The following is a 22,407-nucleotide window of genomic DNA, read 5'->3' as shown; positions in this document are numbered from 1 at the left end:
GGGTTTGGGCTGCAAAATACGAAAAGAAGAGATAAGAAAGAAATCAGTCGTAAGTAGCCAGTGGTCAGTAGTCAGTGGACAGTATTTGATAAATACACACCTTATATAATCCTGAAAAAATATTAAAGCTACTCGCTGACTACTGTCCACTGGCTACTGACCACTATTATCTATCTTCGCCACCAGCTCATACCCCAAACTATCAATCCTCAACCGCACCTCGTGTTTGTTTTTAATGCCCACAACTTTAGCGGTTTGGCCTTTCAGGGCACCTGTATCAATGGTGATAAAATCACCCACTTGAACCGAATTCCCTATAGACTCAACCTCCAAATGATCCGATAAAAACTGTTGGATCGCCAAAATCTCCGCGTCCTGAATGACAGCCGGCTTGCCCAACCAATATAAAAAATTGACCACCCCAAGCGTCCGACGGACAATTGGACTCTGTTTGGCTAAATCAATGTTTACAAAAACATAGGAACGAAATAGTGGCTCCTCGACCCATTTTTTACGGTCCGACCACTGCTTGCGCTTTTTGCTTACCGGACAATAGGCTTCAATACCCGCCTCCTGCAAACGTAAAGCCACCTTCTTCTCCATACGAGATTTCGTATATACCGCAAACCATGCCATAGCTTATAATCTAGCGTCTACTAAAGATTTATCGAGAACCGATTTGATATCGAAAATAATGCCGTCTGCCTGCTTTAATTGGGCATAAGGTAAATTCAAAAACTCGTGATGGGCAACCGTCAAAACAATGGCATCATAACCCGAACCCGGCTCGGAAACCAAATCAATGCCATGCTCATGCTTCACCTCAGCCGCATTCGCCCACGGATCATAGACGTCCACTTCCATGCCAAAATCGCGCAATTCATGGTAAATATCCACCACGCGGGAGTTGCGTATGTCAGGGCAATTTTCCTTGAAAGTTATGCCCAACATCAATGTCCGCGCACCACCTATTTTCTTACCTTTTTGAATCAATAATTTCACCAACTTATTCGCCACAAAAATACCCATGTTGTCATTTACCCGTCGGCCAGATAAAATAACCTGCGGATAATAACCCAAACTTTCCGATTTGTGCAATAAATAATATGGATCCACACCAATGCAATGACCGCCTACTAAACCGGGTTTAAAATTCAAGAAATTCCATTTGGTACCAGCCGCCTCGAGTACTTCGGTGGTATCAATGCCCATGCGATCAAAGATCAGCGCAAGCTCATTCACAAACGAAATATTCACGTCACGTTGGGCATTTTCAATCGCCTTACTCGCCTCGGCTACTTTTATCGAAGACGCCTTGTGCGTACCTGCGATAATAATCGATCGATACAATTGATCCACCCACTCCGCAATTTCAGGTGTAGAACCTGACGTTACTTTTTTGATTTTCGTCAAGGTGTTTACCTTGTCGCCCGGATTAATTCGCTCAGGCGAATACCCACAGAAAAAGTCCACATTAAATGTCAATCCCGAGTGTTTTTCAAGCACCGGCACACAGTCTTCCTCAGTACAACCCGGATAAACAGTCGATTCATAAATAACCACATCGCCTTTTTTCAGCGCCTTTCCGATCATCTCGGAGGCCTTTAATAAGGGGCTTAAGTCGGGTTTTTTGAAGTGGTCAATCGGTGTAGGAACCGTGACAATAAACGTATTGCATGAAGCTAGATCGCCGCGCTCCGACGAAAACCAGAGTTGGGTCGAAGCCTTTAACTGCGCATCGCTTACTTCTTGCGTACGGTCATAACCTCGGTTTAACTCGGCTATGCGTGACGCATCAATATCAAATCCAAGCGTTGGATATAGCTTTCCAAACTCCACTGCCAACGGGAACCCCACGTAGCCCAAACCAATAATCGCAATGGATGGATTCATTTTTACTTCGTAAATAATTTCACGTCAGACTGCATCATATCCTTCACCAAAGCCGGCAAGTCATACTTCAATTTCCAGCCTAATTTCTCCTTCGCTTTCGTTGGGTCTCCAATCAAAAGCTCCACTTCCGTAGGGCGGAAATAACGCGGGTCTACCGCCACAACTTCGGTTCCAACGGCTACTTGATATAATGGGTTGTTGCACTTCGCAATTTTCGCCACTTCGTTTACGCCTTCGCCGCTGAATGCAACCTCGATCCCAACCTCCGAAAAGGCCATTTTAATGAAATCGCGCACAGTCGTTGTAATTCCTGTTGCAATCACAAAATCCTCTGGCTTTTCTTGTTGTAAGATTAACCACATCGCTTCGACGTAATCTTTGGCATGGCCCCAGTCACGCTTCGCATCTAAATTTCCTAAATATATTTTGTCCAATTGGCCTAACGCAATTTGCGAAACACCCCGGGTAATTTTACGCGTTACAAACGTCTCGCCACGTAAAGGCGATTCGTGATTAAACAAAATTCCATTCACGGCAAACATGTCATACGCCTCACGGTAGTTGACCGTAATCCAGAAACCATACATCTTCGCCACCGCATACGGCGAACGAGGATAAAACGGTGTTTTTTCTGATTGGGGAACCTCTTGCACTAAGCCGTAAAGCTCAGACGTAGATGCTTGGTAAATTTTGGTTTTCTTTATTAAGCCCAATAAACGAACCGCTTCTAAAATACGCAAAGTCCCGATTCCGTCCACCTGTGCCGTGTACTCTGGCTCGTCAAACGATACTTTTACGTGGGACATCGCACCTAAATTATAAATCTCATCCGGCTGCACATCCTGAATAATGCGGATGATATTCGTCGAATCACTTAAATCACCATAATGCAAATGGAAGTTGGACGCCACATGTGGATCCGCATATAAATGATCAATGCGTTGCGTATTGATCAAAGAGCTTCTGCGTTTGATGCCGTGCACCACATATCCTTTACTCAATAATAACTCGGCTAAATAAGCACCATCCTGTCCGGTAATCCCGGTAACTAACGCAACTTTCTTGTTCTGTGACATACTGAATTAAATAAATGACCTTTCGGGCCTGTAAATACAAGCTTCAAAATTACGAAAATTTTGGCAGAGCTTCCCCCAATTTTTATTAAATGGGTTTTAACTTATATACAATGCCAAAATTTCTTTTTCGTGTTTCGCGTAAATTTGCTTGCGCTTTAACTTCAAGGTCGGCGTAATTTCTCCGTCCTGAATCGTAAATAAACGCGGCAACAAAACGAATTTTTTCACCTGCTCATACTTGGCGACAGACGCCATGGCCGACTGCACTTCCTCGTCCATTTTGTTGATGACCTTCGCATTAGCAATCATCTCCGCTGGACTTCCCGCCTCAATACCTTGTTGTTTACACCAAGCAGCCAAGGCTATAAACTCAGGAATAACCAACGCGGACGGGAATTTCTGACCTTCGCCCACCACCATACATTGCTCGATGAAAATCGACTCCTTTAATTTATTTTCGACCAATTGTGGCGCGACGTATTTACCGCCTGACGTTTTGAAAATCTCCTTTTTACGATCGGTGATTTTTAAGTACTTACCGTCAACCATCATCCCAATATCGCCGGTATGAAACCAGCCTTCTGGATCGATTGCTTCGGCCGTTGCTTCGGGGTTTTTATAATAACCTGGCATAACCGAGTCGCCACGCACACAAATTTCTCCGTCTTCGGCAATCTTTAGTTCCATGCAATCGATAACCGTTCCCACACAACCTACTTTAAAATCAGGGGGATTAATAAATGAAACCGAAATAACTGGCGATGTTTCCGTCAAACCATACCCCTCAGAAATAGGTACACCTGCTGCCCAGAAAACGCGCGATAAACGCGGTTGCAACGCGGCAGAACCCGAAGCGATTAAACGGACATTCCCGCCTAATGCTTCTCTCCATTTTGAAAAAATCAATTTATTATAAACCGCATATTTAATGGAATCCACGAAACCTAGTTTTTCCATAGGGTCATATTGTAAACCAAAATCAATGGCCCCAAAGAATAACTTCCGCTTAATACCCGTTAACTCGTTGCCTTTGGCGTAAATCTTGTCATATACCTTCTCTAGCAAACGTGGAACCGTGGCAAACATAGCAGGCTTCACTTCACGAATGTTATCCGCGATCGTTTCCATGCTCTCTGCATAGTAAACCGAAACGCCATAAAACATGTACATGTAAATATCTGTCCGCTCATAAATATGACACAGCGGTAAAAAACTTAATGCCTTATCACTCGCACGTAATTCGAAAAACTGACCGCGATCTAATGACTTAACATTAGATACGATATTATGATGCGTTAACATGACGCCTTTAGGCCGACCGGTCGTTCCCGACGTATAAATCAACGTAAGTAGATCGGATGGTTTGACTGCATCCATCAATGGCTGTAAAACAGACCGATCTTTTCCTTCGCCCATTTCCTTTACCTCTGTCCACATGGAAGCCCCCTCAACAGGATCAAACGTGTATATTTCTTTAATCTTCTTATTTCCCTTCGAAGCTTCTTTCGATTTTAAATATAAATCTTCGCCCTCGACAAAAATAAATCCCACTTCCGCATTCTCAAAAATGAAAGCATAATCCTCTACCGTAATTGTGGGGTACATTGGTACCGAAACGGCGCCTATAATTTGAATCGCAAAATCGATGAAGTTCCACTCCGGCCGATTTCCCGAAATGATGGCCACTTTATCGCCTGGTTTAATTTTGAGAGCTAATAAACCTAAAGCAGTTTCATGAATAATGTCCAACATCTCCGTTGAACTAAAATGGCGCCACTCGCCATCCCGCTTTAAATTAAATAAGTCTGATTTGTGTAGTTGTTGGTATTGAGGTAATAAATCAAATACCCGAGTGAAGTGTTCGTGCTGTATCATAGGTTTTTTCAACTTACTGTTTGACTCAAAGTTAAGCAATCAGTTTGAGCCAAATAGAACTTATGCTGTATTTTTTTGCACAGAATTGTTTCATTCCAAAAATCAACGTTATCCACAAGTTATCCACATCTATGCCATACAAATAATGTTATTTTAACCATTTATATATTTAAAATATAATGAAAAGTTAAATTAGAATTAATTAGATACCATTCAGCATAAAGTCATTTTGAGAATACATTATCCACATGTAAAATAAAAAGAAAGAAATATTTTAAGTATCTCTTTTTTGTTCTTCTTTATTGTTCTCTGTGGATAAGTGGATAACTAGTCTAAGTAATTGATTAGTAGCTAGATACTTGGAGATCTCTGTGTAGATAACTTATTTTTTTGTGTGGACAATTGCCTACTTGTCCACAATCTAGAAGCCTTTATCTTTTTTATCCACACTGGTGCGGATGAATTGTGGATAAAATGTGTGGTTATTGGGTACTTATCCACAGGTCTGTCAACTGGAAATTGGCTTTAATTTTGATCTTTGTTGGAAAGAAAAAAATGGCCTCAGGCTTTATGCGCGTTTTAAAATTACCAATATCCCAGCGGCCGTTCTGGTTGAGATCTTCAATTGCACGCATTTCATAGGTGGAAGGCTCCACATACGGAAACACAAAATTCTTCATCGTTTTGGTTTCATAGATAATTTCTTTTGTCTCCGGATGAATCAATTGAACAACATAAGAAGTATTTGCGGCCGCCGGATTTAGTGCTCCCGAAATACTGCCATAATTCTCTAAATCCTGCATTTCATACGCTTGTTTATATGTATCCGACGAATCTTGTTCGACTGACACAAAAGCCTTTTTGGATATAGCTAATGAAAATTTAGAACGGATGGGTAAATAGTCTTTTCGAATAGTTAATTCATTGCCAACGGAATTCCAACGAAAGCCCTCGTCCGGAAGGTAGCTACGCTCGTCATCCCCCGTTTCAAAATAAATCAATTTGGAGTCAAAGCCAACAACCGGTTTTTGCAAGCGAATACGAATGGAGTCATTCGGGCTAATAAATTTTCCAATTGAAGGAAAAACATCGAATTTGTAGAGCACCTTACTTGGCTTTTCCCTTTTCGTCGGCACACGAAATTTGACCCGAAATGTGTGCGTAATTTCGCGCCCTAGTGAATCCATTAATTGGCCCTGAAATACTAGTGTGTCTTTACGTTCCACGTTTCCCGAGTAGAATCGAATACCTCGATTTTGCTCAATTTGATAGGTTAAGGGACATTTAATTAGTGTTACACTAGCTAAGCCGCGGTTAAATTCAACAAGAGACGTTTTTGCGGTAGTCGTTGTTTTCGCGACTTTTAATGGATCTAAATTTTGTAGTGCCATTTGGAAATCGCGGGTTTGATTCGATTGTAGATCAATAAAAGGTTCGGTGATGAAATCAACCACCTCCTTATTGGAATTATAAAGCAGGTTGTTATTCAAATCCAGAAATGCGGCCATGTAATACTTCCCGGCAGCCACATTTTCTAGTTGGTAAATTCCCGACGTATCCGTCTTTGTAAAATAATAGGGCTTATTTTTATCAATGCTCAGCGTATCACTATACGGATAAAGCCCAATTAGAATATTCTCTAATTTTTTATTCGTCTGTAAATTCCGAACACGCCCTGAAATCTGTAAGGAATCAATTAGGTCTGATGTACTAAAAACGAGCTTAATGTTTTTGCCAATGTTGCGCTCCGACATATCTTCAATCGCATTTCTGAAATTAAAGGTATAGGTCGTATTTGGCTTTAAGGCACTATCTAACAGGATGCTCAAGCCCGTCGGACGGATACGGGTTTCGTATGTTCCAATGTTTGGGGTGATAAGCAATTCTTGATTTAAATTCTTAACTGCAATGTATTCATTGAAATTAAGGTCCAGTTTTTTGCCTTGAAAATTCTTGCTTTTGTTGAGCGGAATCGATTGAATTACTTTGGGCGCCAATGTATCTTTTTTCCCCCCAGGAGGACTCGCCATTTGCGCACATCCTTGAAGCAGGGCCAGGGAAGCCCCGCCCACTAGAATGAAAAGCGCCAACGATCTTTTTAGATAATTAAACATGTTTGAAAATATAAACATTACTGGAGTAATTTCCGGTTTTTGTACAGGCCAATATGTTTGACCATAATCCCAATAGGAAGGAATGAATCAAGCGTTTACTTCCCGAACGGTATTGGTTACTTAACAAGGCAATATAAAAACTATCAAAGATTTGACCGCGCTGTTTCACGAGTTTAAAGCCATGCTTGATGGCCACAAATTGAATCGTCTCTGGATTGAAATGATAAATATGTCGCGGCACATCATAGGCCGCCCAATATTTCTTAAAATATCCCGCATCAAAACTCTTGGAATTAGGCAAGGCCAAAAGCAATTTTCCATCTGCTGAAATGCGCTTTTTGAAAAACTCAAAATAGGCATCTAATTCATATACATGTTCGAGCACGTGCCACAAGGTGATTAGCTCAAATTGTTTGTCCTTCGGGATCGCAGCCAAATTAGGGTAGATTTTATCTTGAACCAGCGCCGCTGCACGTGCCGCCGTTTCCGGATCGAGCTCCATGCCTGTAATGTTCCAGCCCGCATCCTGACAGGTCTTTAAAAAGTGGCCGTTTCCGCAGCCTATGTCTAATAGATTTTTGTTTCCCTTTTGGTCCGCTTGAATCCATCCCGCCTTTTGTTTCAAGGTGATATTACGAACTGCATGGTAAAGCTTATTAACTAAACCTTGTTGGGTATCGCTATGTGAAATGTAGGTGTCCGACTTGTAAAAGTATCCAGCCTCATCTGACTTCGGTCGCGGGTTCGTGAAATTCAATCCGCAATCCGAGCAAGCCATTATACCAAAACTATTTTGCGAAACCGTATAATCTTTGGCTTCAAATTGTTTCTCAAAATTAGTTGACCCACATGCCGGGCAATGTTGTAGTGTTTCCATATTAGCGCCCCATAAATAATAATAAAATGGATACGTCGGCAGCCGACACCCCCGAGATCCGACTCGCCTGACCAATCGTTTGTGGGCGAATGGACTTTAACTTAATTCGCGATTCGGTCGACAACGTTTTAATTTTATCGTAGTCGAATTGTGCTGGGATGGCTAGGTTTTCCATGCTCTTCATTTTGCCAACCATCAGGCGCTCTTTCTCAATATAGCTTTCGTATTTCACAACGATCTCTACTTGTTCAATGACCTCTTGACTAAAGCGGGCTTTAATATCTTGTCCAATGGCATGCGTTAATATTTGCGCAAAACTTAAGTCTGACCGCCTTAATAAATTAACGATAGGCGCACCTTCTTTTAACGTTGCCGTCCCTTGTTCTGTAAGCCAATCGTTAATTTCCGCAGGCCGCACTTTGGTTTGTTGGATGCACTGCGTTAACTCCGCAACCTGTTGTTTTTTTGTCAAAAATGTATCAAGCCTTTCTTGTGTCGCCAGACCTAATCCAAATCCTTTTTCCGTCAAGCGCTCATCCGCATTATCTTGGCGCAACAGCGTTCTAAATTCAGCGCGCGAGGTGAACATGCGGTACGGCTCATCGGTCCCTTTATTAATCAAGTCGTCGATCAACACCCCGATGTACGCCTCCGATCTACTCAAGGTAAACGGCGCCAAATTGTGAGCTTGTTGGTGCGCATTAATCCCCGCCATCAATCCCTGACAAGCAGCTTCTTCATATCCCGTTGTTCCATTAATTTGGCCAGCAAAGTATAAGCCTTTGACTAGCTTTGTTTCAAGGGTTGGGGTCAACTGGGTTGGCGGAAAATAGTCGTATTCAATCGCATAACCTGGACGGAACATTTTAGCGTTTTCAAATCCCGGTATTAAACGAATTGCCTCAAATTGTATGTCTTCAGGCAAAGACGTTGAAAATCCATTGACATAAATTTCTACGGTATTCCAGCCTTCGGGTTCTACGAAAATTTGATGCGAATCTTTATCTGCAAAGCGATTGATTTTGTCTTCTACGGATGGACAGTAGCGCGGACCTAAGCCTTTGATTCTTCCCGCAAACATGGGTGAGCGATCAAAGCCTTTGCGCAAGACCTCGTGTACTTTTTCGTTGGTGTGTGTAATCCAACAAGACCGTTGTTCTTGTATCGGATTTTTGGTCATATACGAAAAGCTTGTTGGGATTTCGTCCCCCTTCTGCTCTTCCATTTTACTGTAATCTAAACTTCGGCCATCCACGCGCGGTGGCGTTCCCGTCTTCATACGGCCAGACTCAAAGCCAAGCGCAACTAACTGTTCGGTAATCCCTTTGGCCATGGGTTCAGCCATGCGACCTCCACCAAAATTCTTCTCGCCAATGTGAATCAAGCCATTTAAAAATGTTCCATTTGTCAGCACAACAGTGGGCGCAAAATACTTCATCCCCATCCGCGTAACCACCCCCCTCACTTCTTGATTTTCAACAATCAGCTCTTCCACAGAATCCTGCCAAAAATCAACATTCAAATTCCGCTCCAGCGCCCAGCGCCATTCCTCGGCGAACTTCGCTCGGTCCGACTGGCATCTTGGCGACCACATGGCAGGACCTTTCGAACGATTCAACATCCGAAATTGGATCATCGTCTTATCCGAAATAATTCCAGACATCCCACCTAGCGCATCGATCTCACGAACAATCTGTCCCTTCGCCACACCACCCATCGCTGGGTTGCAAGACATCTGGGCAATGGTCTGCATGTTCATCGTGACCAATAAAACTTTGGACCCCATTTGGGCAGCCGCATGCGCAGCCTCACAGCCTGCATGTCCCGCCCCTACCACGATTACATCGTATGAATTTTGCATATCTTTTTTTGTTTCACGTGGAACGATTTCTGTTTTCGACTCATCGCGTTTCACGTGGAACGTGTTAATTTCGTTTGGCTAAATAGTAATCTTCCTTCTCGGTCATTAAGGATTTGTCGGCCTTTGCCTTGTCTTTATATCCACACAAGTGAAGCAAACCGTGCACCATGACGCGTTGCAATTCGCTGTCGGCCGTATTCAATTTTGCCCCATTTTCAAGTACGCGTTCGTGTGAAATAAAGATATCTCCTTCAATTAGATTCGGACTTTCTGAATTATCAAAGGTGACAATATCGGTCAATGTGTCGTGCTGCAAATAATCCTGATTGATCTTAAGCAGGTATTCGTCGGAGCAAAACACATAGTTTAGTTCGCCTATTTTTTTCCCTTCTTCTGCAGCCACTGCCTTAAGCCATTGCTTGTGCTTAAGCTTTTCGGGCAGCTGGAACGCTAATTCTTCTGTATGGAAACTAATCATCTTCGCATATTAAACCGCGAATTTACGAAAAAGCATCCTCGAAATGCTCTATTTTAATCGCTTGTGGAAAAAAAGTAATCGCAATGCTGTCGAAGCGGATTTCTTTTTCCCAGTTTTCCTCCTCTTGGTAGCTAGCGGCTGCCTGATGAAAAAGGGTAGTTTTAGTTCTTCCGATGCGCTCTTCGGGGTATCCATGCCTTGTGTTTCGCAGTGATTTTATTTCAACAAATACGAGAAATACTCCGCGTTGAACAATCAGGTCTACTTCAGCTTTTCCGTTTCGATAGTTTCTTTCTCGGATGCCATAACCACTTTGTTGGAGAAAACGCGCTGCCGCCAATTCTGCTCTTTTTCCTTGCTGTAAATGTTTGGCCATTCTTGTATATTTGCTGGCCCTAAGGTTGCCAATTATAGACATTGCGCAACCGCCAAAACTGATAATGTGCATGCAGAATAAAAATGTCCAGTTTGTTGATTTACAGCTGACCCCCTATCAGGAGGCCTGGGATCTGCAAGAACAGTTAATGGCACACACAGCGGCAGTTAAATTAGGCAATCGAAATCAAGCAGAAGATGCACTTAAGCCAACGGACAATTACCTATTATTCTGCGAACATCCGCATGTATATACGCTTGGCAAAAGTGGTGACGCCGCGCATTTGTTGATGCAAGAATCTTTTCTGCACACCATCGGTGCTACGTTTTACAAGACGAATCGCGGCGGTGATATTACGTATCATGGACCAGGGCAATTAGTGGGCTATCCGATTTTTGACCTCGAAAACTTCTTTACGGATATACATTTATACCTGCGCATGCTCGAAGAAGCTATCATGCGCACCTGTGCTGATTATGGATTAAATGCTGGCCGAATCGAGGGGTTAACGGGCGTTTGGATTAATCCCGAAGCAGCGGACAGTCGTAAGATCTGTGCCTTTGGCGTGAAAGCATCTCGTTGGATTAGCATGCATGGCTTTGCGTTTAACGTACAGCCCGACCTCTCCTATTTTAGCCACATTGTTCCCTGCGGTATTGCCACCAAAGGCGTAACCTCATTGAGCCAAGAATTAGGCCGCGAGATCAGCCTAGAAGAAGTCAAGCCCAAAGTTTTAGCGCATCTGCAAGACTTATTTCAGTTTCACCCCCAGGATGTTTCACGTGAAACATTACCAAAAGCCTAGATCTATGGATACGCGCATGAATTTTAAGAATACGTTATTTCTAGATATTGAAACAGTATCGGAATCCGCGGATTTTTCCCAATTATCGGAAGCTCGAAAAGAATTTTGGGTAAAAAAGGCGAAGAATTTAGTGAATCCGAATAATTTATCTGCCGAGGAATTGTATGTAGAACGCGCAGCCTTGTATGCAGAATTCGGTAAGATTATTGTGATTGGGATGGGTTTCTTGTATGTGAACAAACAGAAAGAATTAGCGCTGAAAGTGAAGACAATCGCGCATTCAGATGAGAAGGTGCTGTTGGCTGAGTTTGCAGCATTTGTGGACAAGACCTATAAGTCGAAGGAATTGACGCTTGTCGCGCACAATGGAAAGGAGTTTGACTTTCCCTATTTGTGTCGGCGGATGATGGTGAATGGTTTAGAGATTCCGCGAGCTCTGCAATTACAAGGTAAAAAACCATGGGAAATCATTCATCAGGATACGATGGAGATGTGGAAATTTGGCGATCGTCGTTCGTTTACGTCGCTTGAATTATTAGCTGATTTGTTGGGAATTCCAGGTGCCAAAAGTGATTTATCTGGCGATCGCGTACATGCGGTATATTATCAAGATCAGGATTTACCGCGGATTACGGCGTACTGTATGGAAGATGTGATTGTTGTGGCTCAGCTCTATCTCCGCTTTCATTTCATGGAGTTAGTTGAGCCACAACACATCGAAAAACTATAGTATTTTAGCCGGATTTCCGAAAGCTCGTTTGCTTGCTGGAATATTTTCTATTACAACACTACCTGCGCCAACAGTCGCTCCTTTGCCTATTTTCACGCTACCTACGATGGTGGAGTGAATACCTACAAATGCATTTTTATCAATTTGTGCTTCTTTTCCGATGACAGATCCTGCGCCAATTTGTACGTAAGATTCGATGATAGCTCCCGTTTCTACAATAGATCCAGCACCGATGATTACATGGTCACCTAGTTTACTTTCGGGAGAAATGATGGATGATGCGCCTATAAACAATCCATAAGCTAAGCTCTTTACATCCGCAATTTGAGCACTTGGATGGATTGCGTGTACGGGTTTGGTGCCGCGATCTTCCTCAATCAATTCGATCATTTTCTTGCGTTCCGTTGGGTTTTCAAGTGCCACAAAAACAGAACAAGACTTGCCGATCAGCCCCCAATATGCATCATCTTCCGTAGTTCCTAGCACTGGAATTTCGCCGATCATGGTGTCTTTCTTTTTGATATCATCATCTAGAAATCCATAAACGACCACTTCGTTTTTCTGAAAAATGTGTGCCACTTCTAGGGCGAATGGGTTAACTCCGATAATGATTACTGGCAATGAAGTCATGTGTGTTCTATTTTATTTTGGCTGTAAAGGTACTCAAATCAAAGGTAATTGAATTGTTTGCTGTGTAGATTAAGGAGGATATTTGGGCTCCCAAAGAGACATCTTGTCCTGTAGGCAAATCCCAAACTGAACCATCCACTTGATGCAAAGCGTGCATGTAGCTTAAATCTCCGATTTCCTCGATGCTCCAGGAATAGGCAATTTCATCTGATGGCAGCGCTGTTTCAACTAAATTAATCCCGATATCTGCGCGGTATTTTCCTTCCACATCGAGTGGCGCTTGGTTGATTTTGATGTCAAAAATTTGGCGCTCATTGGTCGCTAGATTCGCATATAGGTCCGTCGATTCCTCCAAATAGGTTTCATCTGCAATGCTGACCAAGGCGTCTAGCAAGATCGCTGCATTCATGCGGCGCAAGGATTGTTTCTCTAGATCCCATCCTGCCCCACCTGCTTCAACTAGCAACAATCCATATCCGCGCGATTGAAATGTATCTCCAAATGCGCGGCCATTAAATTCATCTGTCCACTTGGCCACTTTATTGGGTAAATATTTTTGCGTGAATCGCGTTAGGCGGTTGGCCAATTGTGCTGCCCGCGTACGCGAGGGTGTCCATGTTCCTGCCTCATCTCCAGCGGTTGCCAAGAAAGCAATGTGTGTTTGATGTGCGGTATTTCCTACTGAATAAAGCCGATTTTGATCATGTAAATTAAACGCAAATAATGGTTTTTTGCTGTCGGCCCAAGAAGATAAAAGCCGAGCTTCCACACTATTTTGTGCTTGCGCATCGCGATTCATATCAATGCCTAAAGCTGTCTCGCGGGTCCATCGAGCTGCCCCATCTGCATTTAAGCGTGGAATGACATACAAACTTATTTTCTGATGCAATTTTTCCCTGATTTCGGTTGACTCTTTGGAATCTTGGGATAAAAAGCGGAAGATATCTGCTAAAGCCATGGTAGCCGTTGCCTCATCCCCGTGCATTTGTGACCAGGCGATAACAGGTATCGGGCCAGATCCAAAACGCACCTCATGAATTGGTCTAGATTCGGTCGTTTGTCCGATTTGTGTGACGGTAAAATGGGGTGATGCCGACCAGCCCGCTACTAGATTTTCCCAGGTGCTAGCTGCGAATCTACGCTTGGTTAACGTGGGTTCCTGGTAATTTGGATGCTGATCATAGAAGTAGTCAAACATTAGCGATATGGGGGTTTGGGTAAATAATCAGCCCAAGGCTGAACTTTAAATATGCCTTCTTTTCCTGAGAAATATATGACCAGCAGGGTTACAAATAGATAACAGAACCAAGCCTGAGGTCCGAATAATTCACTACCCAGTAACAGTCCGGTGATTGGTGTTTTGGCTAAGCCACAGTAAAGTGAAGTAAATCCGATGGCGGCTAGTAAGGGAGTCGGAAAATTAATGTAGGCCGATAAACCTGCCGCTGCATGGGAGCCAATTAAAAATAAAGGCGTCGCCTCTCCCCCTTTAAACCCGAGACCTAGACTCAGCGCCGTCGTGAATAATTTCGTGGGCGCAAATTCCCAGCCATCAAACGTGTCGGAAAATGGCCGGAGTAAAAATTCAGAACTCAATCCGATCGATTCTGAAAAAACAGAAATTTGAAATAGGCCGAGTAAAATTAAGCCCGCGAGAATCCCTTTCAGAGCTGGCTGTATGGGCAATTTACCGTACACAGAAAAAATAATCGATTCTAAGCGCGTATAGATTAACCCAATTAGGCCTAAAAAGAGGCCAATAAACGCTAATTTGGCCCAAAATAAGGCAGAAATAGGTGGCAAAAAAACAAGGGGATATAAAACGTGTTTTGTGCCCCACACGTGGAGACTGACAAAATTGGCCGCAAATGCGAGGGCAATGCATGCAAAAAAGGATGGCCATTGTATTTTGCCAACCTTCCCTACTTCGAGTCCAAAAAAACAGCCGGCTAGTGGCGTTCCAAAAACAGCAGCGAATCCGGCACTCATTCCGGCGCGGAGCCAGATGGATTTTTCTTCTGGGGATACTTGAAATTTTTCACTTAGATAGGCCGACAAGTTTCCGCCCATCATGATGGCCGTTCCTTCACGCCCGACTGATGCGCCTACGATGTGACTGACCCAAGTGGCAACTAAAATAAATGGAGTTGCTACAGGTGACGTTGTCACTACAGGCGAAGCGATAAATTGGTTGGTATTTATTTGCGCCCAAGAGCTGGTGCGAACGACGTAAAATAGTAAACCCAAGAGCGGTAATCCAAATAGCCACATGGGTTGGCGCAGCGAAGTAATCACCTCCAAGCCCCATAAAAACAAAGAGGCCAAACTTCCCGTAGCGAAGGAAAGCAAGATTCCGATCAGGAGGCGTTTGACCCAAATTGACTGCATAGAAGCAAAAATTTGTTTCAAAGGTAGGGAATTTTATTTTGCCTACCTTTGTGCGGTCAAGTTCAGCTTGCCTGGACGAATTGAATTCCCTTTATGACTGATTTTGCATCACTTGGCTTAAACCCACAATTGCAGCGCGCTTGCGAGGCCGTGGGCTACACCTCAGCCACTCCTATTCAGGAACAGGCGATTCCAATGATGTTGCAGGGGCATGATGTTTTAGGCATCGCGCAGACGGGAACAGGAAAAACGGCAGCCTACGCCTTGCCTTTGTTGATGCGCATTAAATATGCCCAAGGTAAAAACCCGCGGGCCCTTATTTTAGCCCCTACGCGCGAATTGGTCATGCAAATCCATGAAGTGATGGTGGGTTTGGCGCAGTTCACCGACTTACGTTTATTGGCACTTTATGGTGGATTAGGGCCAAAGACGCAGATTCAAACTTTAGAGGCGGGGGTTGATATTTTGGTTTCGACGCCAGGAAGGTTTTTAGAATTATATCGCAAGGATGTAATTGTCGTTAAGGAGTTGAAGTTCTTGATTTTGGATGAGGCGGATAAAATGATGGACATGGGATTCATGCCGCAGATCCGCGAAATCTTAGAAAAGATCCCCTATAAAAAGCGCCAGAATGGATTGTTTTCGGCAACCTTTCCGGATAAAGTGGAGAACTTATCCCATGAATTTTTGGAGTTTCCATTACGGATCGAAGTGACGCCTCAGGCGACACCGGCTAGCCAAGTAACGCAATTTGTGTATCAAGCGGAAAACTTGAAAACCAAAATTAACGCCTTGGAATATTTCATACAACAACCTCATTTTGAGCGCGTTATGATATTTTGTCGGAGCAAGGACGCCGTAAACCAAGTAGAAAAATACCTAACTCGTAAAGTTTTACCAGAGGATCAGGTTCGGGTGATTCACTCGAATAAAGGGCAAAATACGCGGATCAATGCGATGCAGCAATTTCGGGAGGGTTCGATAAAGGTATTGGTGACGACGGATGTGGCGTCGCGCGGCATTGATATTCCGAAGGTGTCGCATGTCATCAACTTTGATGTACCCCTGATTTATGAGGATTATGTGCACCGTATTGGTCGGACAGGTCGTGCGGAACAGGTGGGAGAGTCGATTACGTTTATCACGTTGGCCGAGCAATATCACTGGTCCAAGATTGAGGAAATCATCCAACAGAAAATAGAGATTGCCCCATTGCCCGAAGGAATACTCATTGAGGATACGCCTTTTTTAGAGCAGCAAGATATGTTGCGTGCGGTGGATGATCAGCGAAAACGCGAGGATCCGGATTTCAAAGGGGCATTCCATGAGAAAAAATGGATTATCAAAGCACGTGCGAGTGGAAAAAAAGTTCCTACGCGGAAGGCTGTGACGAAGGCTGGACCGAAGGGGGGCGCGAAGCTTGATGCCAAGCCGGCACCGCGCAATAACCGACCAGGAAAAAATGCCAAATTTCGTCCGGGTGGTACGACAAATAAAAAGAAACGGTAGATTTGCATTTCATGAAGACACGATACCTGATACTATTGCTTTTAGCTAGCTTTGCGGCACATTCGGCGGCGCTAGACTCTTTAGCCAAAGAGGCTAAATATTTACCTCTTTACGGCCAGAAAGCCCTTTCCCAAAAAGACCAAACGGAATTAACCCAATTTGTGGAGTCCTGTGATGCGAGTTTTGGCTCGCGGAAAGAGGCCAGCGATTTCTTCGTGGAACGCGCTTGGGAGTATGTTGGAGCCGGAAAATTAGATACAGCAACGTACCGCTTTAATTTATTGCATGCATTGAATGACCAGTCGGTGGACGCCTACTGGGGCCTCGGGGTCATCACCTTTCAGCGCAATGATTTCCCCAAAGCCATTGAATTTTTAGAAAAAGGATTGAGCTTGGATACGGCGCAGGCGATTTTACGTGTCGACTTAGCGGTGGTCCAATTGAGTTGTTATTTGAAGCAAATGGAATGTGGAACGTTGGATGGGGTAGAGGGCCATTTGGCGATTGCGTTGCGCCAACAACCCGGATATGGGATGGCGTGGATGAAGCGCGCGCAAGTGGCGTATTTACAGGAACGTTATGCGGAAGCGTGGACGTATTTGCATACGTCAAGAAAGCTAGATATTTCACAATTGGACATTAGTTTAGGCCAATTATTAGCTGAAAAAATGCCTGATCCGGAGGGTATATTTAAGTAGAATCTATGGGAATTCGGTCATTTTTCGCGAAACCATTTGCCAAGCGCATCGTGAAACAGCATCAGCGTTCGCATGCCCAGGCGGTTCAAATTCAGGAAAATTGGTTGAAAGAAAATCTAAAGAAAGCCGAAAAAACAATCTTTGGTCAGGCTTACGAATTTGACAAAATCCGCAATTATTTAGAGTACAAAATCCGTGTTCCCATCGCAGAATACGAAGATTTAAAAACTTACATCGACGAGATGGTCTTAGGTTCGCCGGACATTTTATGGCCTGGCAAACCGGCGTATTTTGCGAAGACATCGGGCACGACCTCGGGTGCGAAATACATACCTATTTCGAATGAATCCATGCCTTTTCATATTGCTGGGGCGCGTGATGCCTTATTGCATTACGTACACTACTCCGGAAATGCGGCCTTTTTGGACCAAAAATTGATTTTTTTATCCGGTTCTCCGGAATTAGAAACGAAAAACGGGATACGAACGGGCCGGCTTTCAGGTATTGTAAATCACCACGTTCCAGGGTATTTGCGTGGGAATCAATTGCCAACGTATGCGACGAATTGCATTGAAGATTGGGAGGAGAAATTGACTGCGATTGTGGGGGAGACGATAGACCAACGGATGGGATTGATATCCGGAATTCCGCCTTGGGTACAGATGTATTTTGATCGCTTGGAGGCGCAGTCGGGCCAAAAAATAGGCGAATTATTTCCTGATTTTCAGTTGTTTGTGACGGGAGGGGTGAATTTTGAACCGTACCGACAAAAAATTATGGAGTCGATTGGACGGGATATAGATGTGGTGGAAACCTATCCGGCATCGGAGGGATTCATCGCATTTCAGGATTCGACTGGTGAGGAAGGCTTATTGCTCAACGTGGATGGCGGAATTTTTTATGAGTTTGTTCCCACGGAAACCTATTTCACCGCAACGCCGAAGCGACTCTCATTAGCGGAGGTTCAGGTGGGCGTAAATTATGCGTTATTGATGTCTACGAACGCAGGTTTGTGGTCTTATTCGATTGGTGACACGGTTAAATTTGTGTCCTTGGATCCATTCCGCATTGTGGTGACGGGAAGAATTAAGCATTTTATTTCGGCATTTGGGGAGCATGTGATTGCGGAAGAAGTGGAACGTTCGATGGCTGAGGCGCGCAAAGCGTTCCCAGATGTGCAGTTGGTGGAGTTCACCGTCGCCCCACAAGTAAACCCCGAAAAAGGTGATTTGCCGCACCATGAGTGGTTGGTGGAACTATCCGGCCCCTTACCAGACAAAGCTGGATTTCAAGCCATTTTAGAGGCCTCTATGCGTGCGCAAAATATTTACTACCAAGATTTGATTACGGGCAAGGTGTTGCGCGGATTGGAATTGACGATTTTGGCGCCGAATGCATTCATTGATTATATGAAATCGCAGGGTAAGTTGGGCGGTCAAAACAAGGTCCCTCGGTTATCGAATGACCGGACCATTGCGGCTGGTTTACGCGCTTTTGCGGCGAATTAATTTTTCCCTTGTTTCTTGAGTTGATCCCGAATTTCGGTCAGCAATTTGTCGGTGGAACTCAGGTTCTCATCCTTAGGTTCGTCGGTGATTTTCAATTTATTAATCCCCTTAATCGCTAAAAACAATACGAAGGCAATCATGAAAAACTGGATGGTTGCGGCCAAAGATTTGCCATATTTCACCGCACCCCAGGATAATTTATCAATGTCGGCAACGCCCGCCGCATGCGTCGCTGGGGCTAAAATAAGAGGCGTAATAATATCTTCTACGAGTGAATTAATGATGCTCGAAAACGCTGCTCCGATCACGACGGCCACGGAAAGTTCGATGACATTTCCTTTAATGGCGAAGGCTTTAAATTCTTTTATCCAGGACATAGGGGCAAAGGTAGGGAAATCTGTCATCAGTCGCTAGTCACTAGTCGTCAGTCCGAAGGGTAGTAGCCGTATTCCAAAATGTAGAGACGCGATACTTCGCGTCTATTTTATTTGTTTTTTAAGACGCGAGGTATCGCGTCTCTACATTCCTTGTCAAATTTCTGTCCCTTGCGAAATAGTTTACACATCTATTAATCGGCAATATATTTCTTTGTGTGTTAGATATTTATTTCGAAATGAAATGTTATCGCATACGTGAGCAAAGTCGCGTGACCTTTTTAATGAGAAAACAGATTCAATCTGAGGAAATCACACATGATCCACTTTCAGGTAGAACGTCGATATCGTTAGTCCTGCTTGATGGTCGGAAAATCTTGTTGACACGCGTTCAGACAGACGACGAATACCAACTGTTTGAACCCCGTTGGGAACGTTTTAAAACGTCCGACGAGTTATTTTTCGACTTGGGGGATTTTACCCGAATCATGGCTACATAAAATGTATTTTAGAACAAGGAGTATTAGAAACCCGAGTGATCATATCACTCGGGTTTTTTGTTTAATCAAACGAGCGTTTAACTTCTAGCGCGTTCGATCATCATGTAAAATTTCATAGTCAAGAATAAGCATTTTGTCCAAATGTTGTAAAATCACAATTTTTTACATCATAATTCATTCTATATTCGGCTCAAACTGAAACAATTTTGCTTAATACGGTCGAACTTTTTTACTATTTTGCCCTTTCCACCTTGCTGTGGATTTTTGGTATCAACTTAGTTAGTCGAAAGGGCCATGCCGCGACCAAGTTTCTCGGACTCTATTTTATCACTTTTGGCATCCGAATTTTTATATCGTATTTCGCCACAGATGGGCGAATAACCTTATATCCACACCTTTTTCGTGTCTTATCCCCCTTGTATTTTCTATTTGGTCCCTTAGCTTTTCTTTTCTTACGCTATACCCTAACACCCAATAAAGCCTTTACGCGCTGGCATCTATTTCACTTTTTGCCTTTTGTTTTACATGCCCTCGAATTATTCCCATTTTATTTTGGTCCTGTGGAAAATAAATTGGAAGAAATCCAACACCTATTGCAATCTCAATCCTTTGTGAGCTACAAAAGTCATGCCGGCATAATTCCGCTCAATATCATTACTGTCCTTAAACTTTGCTCTTTGACTGGGTATGCTTTAACTGGGATTTTTTTGCTTATTAAATTCATGGCCTCAAAATCAAAAGCCTACCTTCAAAAGAATAAATTAATTCTTAACTGGCTGATAGCAGATTCCGCTCTTCGCATTTTGTCTTTAATCTTCACCATATCCTATGTAGTTGGTAAAATCAGCTTTAATAACTTAAAATTTTCGTACGCGGACTTATTGATGACCCTAGATGGTTGCTTTAACCTCGCCATCGTCTTCTTTATTCCCAAATTGCTAGATGGTGCTCAGTTTACTGCTTTAGTGCACCGACTAAACAAAGCTGATCGAATACCTGAGTCTGGCGAGAATCCTCAAAGGCTTCAGAATTACCAACACATCTCTGCCAAACTTGAGCAACTTTTTGAAGAAGATCCGATCTTTCTAAACTCACAATTAGTGCAAGAGCAACTTGCTAAGCGTCTCCAAATTTCCGTACGCGAACTCGCTCGAGCGATCTCGTATGTATATGGTCTTAGCTTCCCTGATTTTATAAATACGTGGCGTATAGAATATCTGGTTGACAAACGAAAGTTAAATGAAACCTGGCAGGCCTATTCGCTTGAATTGCTTGCAGAGTCCGGAGGTTTTGGCTCGCGACAAGGCCTGCATAATGCCGTTAACCGACTCCACGGCACGACTCCCGCGTTGTTTTTTGCCACCAAAGAAAAGGATACTTAGGTGTCCAACTTTTGTATTAGGCAAATTTTGTTACAAAGCGATTTGTCCAACTTTTGTTATTTGATGTTTAATCTTTGTTTGTTCTAAAATGTCGAGTGTTGGCTCATTGTATGCGTTTTCCCTAGTAAGCTCACTTTGTGTGCTTTTTGGACTGAACTTTTTATTTCGAAAAGGTAATCTTGTTGTCGCCAAAGTACTTGCTGTTCAGTTTTTGTTGCTCGGGTATTTAATGGTTGCAGCTTATTTTCTATTGCCAGAAAATATCATCGAAACGCCCTATTTCTTTAGAACCTTAGCTCCTCTCTTCTATACATTTCCACCCCTAAACTTTATGTTTATGTGGTATTTGCTTCACCCGCGGGCTAAGTTCAACGTAAAGCATCTATTTTTTTTCATTCCATTTCTGATTCAAGTAGTTGAAAATGCGCCATTTTATCTGAGTTCGAAGCAAACCAAGATCGAAGAGATCAAATGGATGTTAGGGCAAGGAGACTATTTTGCTTTCAGTGAGCGATTTATGTGGTTTGATCCTATTTGCCATGTTTATGCGAAGTTTGCGATGTATCTGATTTTCTATGTCGCGATGGTGTATTATTATATACGTTTTCGTCGGGCAAAAGAAAATCAGATTTTATTCCGAAAGGGGATTTTTCATTATTGGATTATCGGTGTTTTCATTTTTCGCATTAGTACGATTTATTACATTTGGTACACGTTCATTTATACAGATATTGGCAAGGCATCCTTTATTCCCATTGATTATTTATTGATTGCGGAATTTGTTTTTCACCTGTTCTACCTAGCCGTTAATCCCAAATTATTGGATGTTCAAATTTTAGCCGAGCAGCTAAAAGGACAAGAGCCGGAGCCTAAAACAGAGCAGGAAATTGTTCGGGCGGAGAAGGAAGATGAGCGGCTGTTGGCCCTTGCCGACAAGGTCGAAGAGTATTTTAAGACGACGGAGGTGTTTTTGAATTCCCAACTATCTGCTGAATTGTTGGGATCCTTAACGGGACATCCGCATCGGATGATTGGCCACGCCATTAAGTTAAAACACAATATCTCGTTCCGGGACTTCCTGAATAATTACCGAATTGCCTACATCGAGGAGCAGTTGGCCAACCCCGACTTCTTAGCAAAATCATCCATTGAAGCCATTGCGGAGGCATCGGGTTTTGGTTCGCGCCAAAGTTTTTACACGGCTTTTCGCAAGGCCAAAGGCTGTACACCTAAGGAGTATTTCAACTCCAAAATAGGTTAATTCATTCGTCCAATTTCTGTCAGGAGCATTTTTCTTGACACATTTCCAAGCTTCATTTTTATTTATTTGTTT

Annotated in this window: 21 protein-coding genes; 8 read left to right on the top strand and 13 right to left on the bottom strand. The window is 43.3% G+C overall.

Features of this window, described 5'->3' with window-relative positions:
• Nucleotides 1-153: 153 nt before the first annotated feature.
• The 9 genes from ACIQ6T_RS06665 to ACIQ6T_RS06625 all read right to left on the bottom strand — a co-directional run bounded on the left by ACIQ6T_RS06665 (nt 154) and on the right by ACIQ6T_RS06625 (nt 10,550).
• The gene (locus ACIQ6T_RS06665; RefSeq protein WP_395785131.1) at nt 154-636 is read right to left on the bottom strand and encodes a UpxY family transcription antiterminator; all 483 of its coding nucleotides are present in this window, start codon (nt 634-636) and stop codon (nt 154-156) included.
• A 3-nt stretch (nt 637-639) separates the two neighbouring features.
• Nucleotides 640-1,893 (bottom strand): nucleotide sugar dehydrogenase, encoded by a 1,254-nt coding sequence (locus ACIQ6T_RS06660; protein WP_395785130.1) that lies wholly within the window; start codon nt 1,891-1,893, stop codon nt 640-642.
• Nucleotides 1,894-1,895: 2 nt separating this feature from the next.
• On the bottom strand, nt 1,896-2,969 hold the full coding sequence (gmd, locus tag ACIQ6T_RS06655) for a GDP-mannose 4,6-dehydratase (protein ID WP_395785129.1): 1,074 nt from the start codon (nt 2,967-2,969) through the stop codon (nt 1,896-1,898).
• Nucleotides 2,970-3,065: 96 nt separating this feature from the next.
• Nucleotides 3,066-4,844, bottom strand: coding sequence for an AMP-dependent synthetase/ligase (locus ACIQ6T_RS06650; protein WP_395785128.1), 1,779 nt, complete (start codon nt 4,842-4,844; stop codon nt 3,066-3,068).
• Nucleotides 4,845-5,326: 482 nt separating this feature from the next.
• Complete coding sequence (locus ACIQ6T_RS06645) at nt 5,327-6,958, bottom strand: Ig-like domain-containing domain (RefSeq protein WP_395785127.1); 1,632 nt, start codon at nt 6,956-6,958, stop codon at nt 5,327-5,329.
• Nucleotides 6,951-7,835, bottom strand: coding sequence for a class I SAM-dependent methyltransferase (locus tag ACIQ6T_RS06640; RefSeq protein WP_395785126.1), 885 nt, complete (start codon nt 7,833-7,835; stop codon nt 6,951-6,953). Before ACIQ6T_RS06640 ends, ACIQ6T_RS06645 begins: the two co-directional genes overlap by 8 nt.
• Nucleotide 7,836: 1 nt before the next feature.
• Nucleotides 7,837-9,696, bottom strand: coding sequence for a tRNA uridine-5-carboxymethylaminomethyl(34) synthesis enzyme MnmG (gene mnmG / locus ACIQ6T_RS06635; protein ID WP_395785138.1), 1,860 nt, complete (start codon nt 9,694-9,696; stop codon nt 7,837-7,839).
• 64 nt (nt 9,697-9,760) lie between these two features.
• The gene (ybeY, locus tag ACIQ6T_RS06630) at nt 9,761-10,174 is read right to left on the bottom strand and encodes an rRNA maturation RNase YbeY (RefSeq protein ID WP_395785125.1); all 414 of its coding nucleotides are present in this window, start codon (nt 10,172-10,174) and stop codon (nt 9,761-9,763) included.
• Nucleotides 10,175-10,196: 22 nt separating this feature from the next.
• Complete coding sequence (locus ACIQ6T_RS06625; protein ID WP_395785124.1) at nt 10,197-10,550, bottom strand: YraN family protein; 354 nt, start codon at nt 10,548-10,550, stop codon at nt 10,197-10,199.
• Between the two features lie 70 nt (nt 10,551-10,620).
• Here ACIQ6T_RS06625 and lipB point away from each other — a divergent pair, with 70 nt between their 5' ends.
• Together lipB and ACIQ6T_RS06615 are read left to right on the top strand one after the other, a co-directional pair.
• Nucleotides 10,621-11,355, top strand: coding sequence for a lipoyl(octanoyl) transferase LipB (lipB, locus tag ACIQ6T_RS06620; RefSeq protein ID WP_395785123.1), 735 nt, complete (start codon nt 10,621-10,623; stop codon nt 11,353-11,355).
• Entirely contained in the window at nt 11,324-12,085 is a 762-nt protein-coding gene (locus ACIQ6T_RS06615; protein WP_395785122.1) for a 3'-5' exonuclease, read from the top strand. The genes lipB and ACIQ6T_RS06615 overlap by 32 nt, the downstream gene beginning before the upstream one ends.
• Here the strand turns inward: ACIQ6T_RS06615 and ACIQ6T_RS06610 are convergent.
• From ACIQ6T_RS06610 to ACIQ6T_RS06600, 3 genes are read right to left on the bottom strand one after another with little or no spacing between them, the layout of a single operon-like run.
• Complete coding sequence (locus tag ACIQ6T_RS06610; protein WP_395785121.1) at nt 12,080-12,715, bottom strand: NeuD/PglB/VioB family sugar acetyltransferase; 636 nt, start codon at nt 12,713-12,715, stop codon at nt 12,080-12,082. The genes ACIQ6T_RS06615 and ACIQ6T_RS06610 overlap by 6 nt on opposite strands.
• 7 nt (nt 12,716-12,722) lie before the next feature.
• Nucleotides 12,723-13,913 carry a M14 family zinc carboxypeptidase gene (locus ACIQ6T_RS06605; RefSeq protein WP_395785120.1) on the bottom strand — a complete coding sequence of 397 codons (1,191 nt, stop codon included), beginning with the start codon at nt 13,911-13,913 and terminating at the stop codon, nt 12,723-12,725.
• Nucleotides 13,913-15,103 (bottom strand): chloride channel protein, encoded by a 1,191-nt coding sequence (locus tag ACIQ6T_RS06600; RefSeq protein WP_395785119.1) that lies wholly within the window; start codon nt 15,101-15,103, stop codon nt 13,913-13,915. The genes ACIQ6T_RS06605 and ACIQ6T_RS06600 overlap by 1 nt, the downstream gene beginning before the upstream one ends.
• A 93-nt stretch (nt 15,104-15,196) precedes the next feature.
• On the opposite strand from ACIQ6T_RS06600, the gene ACIQ6T_RS06595 reads away from it, so the two are divergent.
• Genes ACIQ6T_RS06595 through ACIQ6T_RS06585 form a run of 3 tightly spaced genes read left to right on the top strand, consistent with a single transcriptional unit; the run spans nt 15,197 to nt 18,818 of the window.
• On the top strand, nt 15,197-16,612 hold the full coding sequence (locus ACIQ6T_RS06595; protein WP_395785118.1) for a DEAD/DEAH box helicase: 1,416 nt from the start codon (nt 15,197-15,199) through the stop codon (nt 16,610-16,612).
• An 11-nt stretch (nt 16,613-16,623) separates the two neighbouring features.
• Entirely contained in the window at nt 16,624-17,310 is a 687-nt protein-coding gene (locus ACIQ6T_RS06590; protein ID WP_395785117.1) for a tetratricopeptide repeat protein, read from the top strand.
• A gap of 5 nt (nt 17,311-17,315) precedes the next feature.
• A complete protein-coding gene (locus tag ACIQ6T_RS06585; RefSeq protein ID WP_395785116.1) occupies nt 17,316-18,818 on the top strand; it encodes a GH3 auxin-responsive promoter family protein in 1,503 nt (500 codons plus the stop codon).
• Here ACIQ6T_RS06585 and mscL read toward each other — a convergent pair.
• Nucleotides 18,815-19,195, bottom strand: coding sequence for a large conductance mechanosensitive channel protein MscL (mscL, locus tag ACIQ6T_RS06580; protein ID WP_395785115.1), 381 nt, complete (start codon nt 19,193-19,195; stop codon nt 18,815-18,817). The two genes, ACIQ6T_RS06585 and mscL, sit on opposite strands and share 4 nt — an antisense overlap.
• 281 nt (nt 19,196-19,476) lie before the next feature.
• On the opposite strand from mscL, the gene ACIQ6T_RS06575 reads away from it, so the two are divergent.
• From ACIQ6T_RS06575 to ACIQ6T_RS06565, 3 genes are all read left to right on the top strand, one after another.
• Entirely contained in the window at nt 19,477-19,692 is a 216-nt protein-coding gene (locus ACIQ6T_RS06575; RefSeq protein ID WP_395785114.1) for a hypothetical protein, read from the top strand.
• A 206-nt stretch (nt 19,693-19,898) separates the two neighbouring features.
• The gene (locus ACIQ6T_RS06570) at nt 19,899-21,074 is read left to right on the top strand and encodes a helix-turn-helix domain-containing protein (protein WP_395785113.1); all 1,176 of its coding nucleotides are present in this window, start codon (nt 19,899-19,901) and stop codon (nt 21,072-21,074) included.
• A gap of 88 nt (nt 21,075-21,162) precedes the next feature.
• Complete coding sequence (locus ACIQ6T_RS06565) at nt 21,163-22,335, top strand: helix-turn-helix domain-containing protein (RefSeq protein ID WP_395785112.1); 1,173 nt, start codon at nt 21,163-21,165, stop codon at nt 22,333-22,335.
• Nucleotides 22,336-22,407: the final 72 nt, after the last annotated feature.

It is taken from the genome of Aquirufa sp. (assembly GCF_044377215.1).
Classification (GTDB): Bacteria; Bacteroidota; Bacteroidia; order Cytophagales; family Spirosomataceae; genus Aquirufa.
Note: the sequence above shows the minus strand (reverse complement) of the source record. Positions and strands in the feature narration are given on the sequence as shown.